The organism is Nocardia sp. NPDC004718 (assembly GCF_053601535.1).
Genome location: NZ_JBSGCA010000130.1, coordinates 1 through 3,269, shown reverse-complemented (window position 1 = coordinate 3,269; position 3,269 = coordinate 1). Strand labels below are relative to the sequence as shown.

Here is a 3,269-nt window from a genome sequence, read left to right as displayed (position 1 = left end):
CTGCGCATCGAGCTGGGCGAGATCGAGTCGGCGCTGACGGCGCTGGAGTCGGTGGCGCAGGCGGTGGTCGTGGTGCGCACAGACGAGCGGACCGGTGACCAGCTGGTCGCGTACCTGGTGGCGGACCCGGACCGGGTGGTGGAAGTCGAGTCGGTCAAGGCCGAACTCGGCGCGAGCTTGCCGGGGTACATGGTGCCCGCGGCCTATGTGGTGCTGGAGGAGTTCCCGCTCAACGCCTCGGGCAAGCTGGATCGCAGGGCGCTGCCCGCTCCGGTGTTCGAGGCCAAGGTGTTCCGTGCGCCCGCCACGCCGGTGCAGGAAATCGTGGCCGCGACCTTCGCCGAGGTGCTCGGCGTGGAACGGGTCGGCCTGGACGACGACTTCTTCGAGCTGGGCGGCAACTCGCTGGTCGCCACGCAGGTGGCGGCGCGGCTGGGTGAGGCGCTGAACACGCAGGTGCCGGTGCGCACGCTGTTCGAGGCGCCGACCGTGGCCGCGCTGGCGGCGAAGGTGGAATCCGTCGCGGACGAGGGCGGCCGGACGCCGCTGGTGGCGCGGGAGCGTCCCGAGCTGGTGCCGTTGTCGCTCGCGCAGCAGCGGATGTGGTTCCTGAACCGGTTCGACAACCGCACCGCGGTGAACAACATTCCGGTGGCGCTGCGGCTGAGCGGTGCGCTGGACGTCGACGCGCTGGGTGCGGCCATCGGCGACGTGCTCGCGCGCCACGAGGCGCTGCGCACGATCTATCCCGAGGTGGAGGGCACCGGCTACCAGCGCGTGCTGCCGGTGGGCGAGGTCGGCTTCGGCCTGGCCGCCGAGCCCGTCGCCGCGGAGGAGCTGCCCGCGCGGATCGTGGAGCTGGCGAGCGTCGGGTTCGATGTGACCGCCGAGATCGGGTTCCGGGCGAGTCTGTTGTCGCTGTCGGCGACCGAGCACGTCGCGGTGCTGGTGATGCATCACATCAGCGCGGACGGTTTCTCGCTGCGGCCGTTGCTGCGCGATGTGGTGCTCGCCTACACCGAGCGCGTTCGCGGCGAGGTGCCGTCCTGGGCTCCGCTGGAGGTGCAGTACGCCGATTACGCGCTGTGGCAGCGCGAGGTGCTCGGCGCCGAGGACGACGCCGACTCCGTCGCGGCCCGGCAGATCGCCTACTGGACCGAGCAGCTGCGTGACCTGCCCGATCAGATCGAGCTGCCCGCCGACCGGCCCCGGCCGGAGATCGCCTCCAATGCCGGTGGCACGCACAACTTCTCGGTCGACGCGCAGGTGCACGAGGCGCTGGCCGAGCTGGCGCGCGCCCGCGGCGTGACGCTGTTCATGGTGGTGCACGCCGCTTTGGCGGTGTGGGCGGCCCGGTTGTCGGGCAGCACCGACGTCGCGATCGGCACGCCGATCGCGGGCCGTGGTGAACGCGCGCTCGACGACGTGGTCGGCATGTTCGTCAACACGCTCGTGCTGCGCAGCGAGGTCGAGCCGGGCGCAGGCTTCGACGAGCTGCTCGAGCAGGTGCGCCGCACGGATCTGGCCGCCTTCGCAGGCGCCGACGTGCCGTTCGAGCGGCTGGTGGACGTGCTCAGCCCGGCGCGCTCGCAGGCGCATCACCCGCTGTTCCAGGTCGCGCTGACCTTCGAGGCGGCCTCGGCGGCCGCTCTCGGTGCGGTCGCGCTGCCCGGTGGCGTCGAGGTCGCCGCGGTCGAGTTCGATCCGGGCACCGCGAAATTCGACGTGCAGCTCACCGTGGGCGAGGCCGCCGACGGCGGGTTGACGCTGTCGTGGAACTACGCCACCGAACTGTTCGATCCCGAGACGGTGGCCGCGTTCGCGGATCGTTTCGTGCGCATCCTGCGCGGGGTCGCCGAGGATCCTCGGGCGGCGATCGGCGATATCGATCTGCTCGGCGAGGGCGAGCGGCTGGACGTCTCGCAGCGCTGGGTGTCGTCGGGTTCCGAAAGCGTCGCAGGGCTTTTCGCCGATCCGAACATCACCTTGGTGGGGCTGTTCGACGCGGCGGTGGCCGCGCATCCGCACCGTGTCGCGGCCCGCTTCGGCGTGGAGACGCTGACCTACGCCGAGCTGGACCGGCGCGCGAATGTCCTGGCGCGCAGGCTGATCAGCGATGGCGCGGGGCCGGAGACGCTGGTCGCGGTGATCCTGCCGCGGTCGCTGGACCTGGTGGTGGCGCTGCTGGCCGTGGTGAAGACCGGCGCGGGTTACGTGCCGGTTGACCCGACCTATCCGGCCGAGCGCATCGCCTACGTGCTCGCCGATTCGCGGCCGACCAGCGTGGTGCTCGACTCCACGGTGCAGGTCGAGGTGCCCGTCGGGCTGCCGTCCGTCGTGCTCGACGGGTTCGCGGTGGAGACCGGCAACGTCGAGGACGCCGACGACGCCCCGATCACCAACGCCGACCGCAACTCCGCGCTCACGCCGGACAACGTCGCGTACGTGATCTACACCTCCGGCTCGACCGGCCGCCCGAAGGGCGTCGCGGTGGCGCACCGCAACGTGGTGCGGCTGTTCGCGAACACCGACCGCGACTTCGGTTTCGGACCCGGCGACGTGTGGACGCTGTTCCACAGCTACGCCTTCGACTTCTCGGTGTGGGAGCTGTGGGGTCCGCTGCTGTTCGGCGGCACCCTCGTGGTGGTCGACTACTACACCTCGCGCTCGCCGGAGCAGTTCCTGGAACTGCTGCGCGCCGAGCGGGTCACGGTGCTCAACCAGACCCCGTCGGCGTTCTACCAGTTGGCCGAGGCCGACCGGAACGCCGCGCCCGACGCCGCCGCTCTGGCGCTGCGGTATGTGGTGTTCGGCGGTGAGGCGCTGGAGCTGCGCAGGCTGTCGGATTGGGTGGCGCGCCACGGCGACGGCACCGGCGCGACGGCTGGTACCGCGCCGCTGCTGGTCAACATGTACGGCATCACCGAGACCACGGTGCACGTGTCCTACCGCACGCTGGACGCCGCGACCATCGCCGCCGCCTCCGGCAGCGTGGTCGGCCGCGCCATCGCCGGTCTGCGGGTGTACGTCCTCGACAGCAGGCTGCGCCCGGTGCCGGTCGGCGTCGCGGGCGAGATGTACGTGGCGGGGCCGCAATTGGCGCGCGGTTACCTGGGTCGTCCCGATCTGTCGGCGACCCGTTTCGTGGCCGACCCGATGGGCGGCACGCCGGGTGGGCGGCTGTATCGCTCCGGCGACCTCGCCCGCTGGAACCGCTTCGGTGAACTCGAGTACCTTGGCCGCGCCGACGACCAGGTGAAGGTGCGCGG

Annotated in this window: 1 protein-coding gene; it reads left to right on the top strand. The window is 71.5% G+C overall.

Annotated features, from left to right (window positions below):
* On the top strand, positions 1 to 3,269 hold a 3,269-nt coding region (locus tag ACWEH3_RS35845; RefSeq protein WP_452358502.1), incomplete at both ends, for an amino acid adenylation domain-containing protein.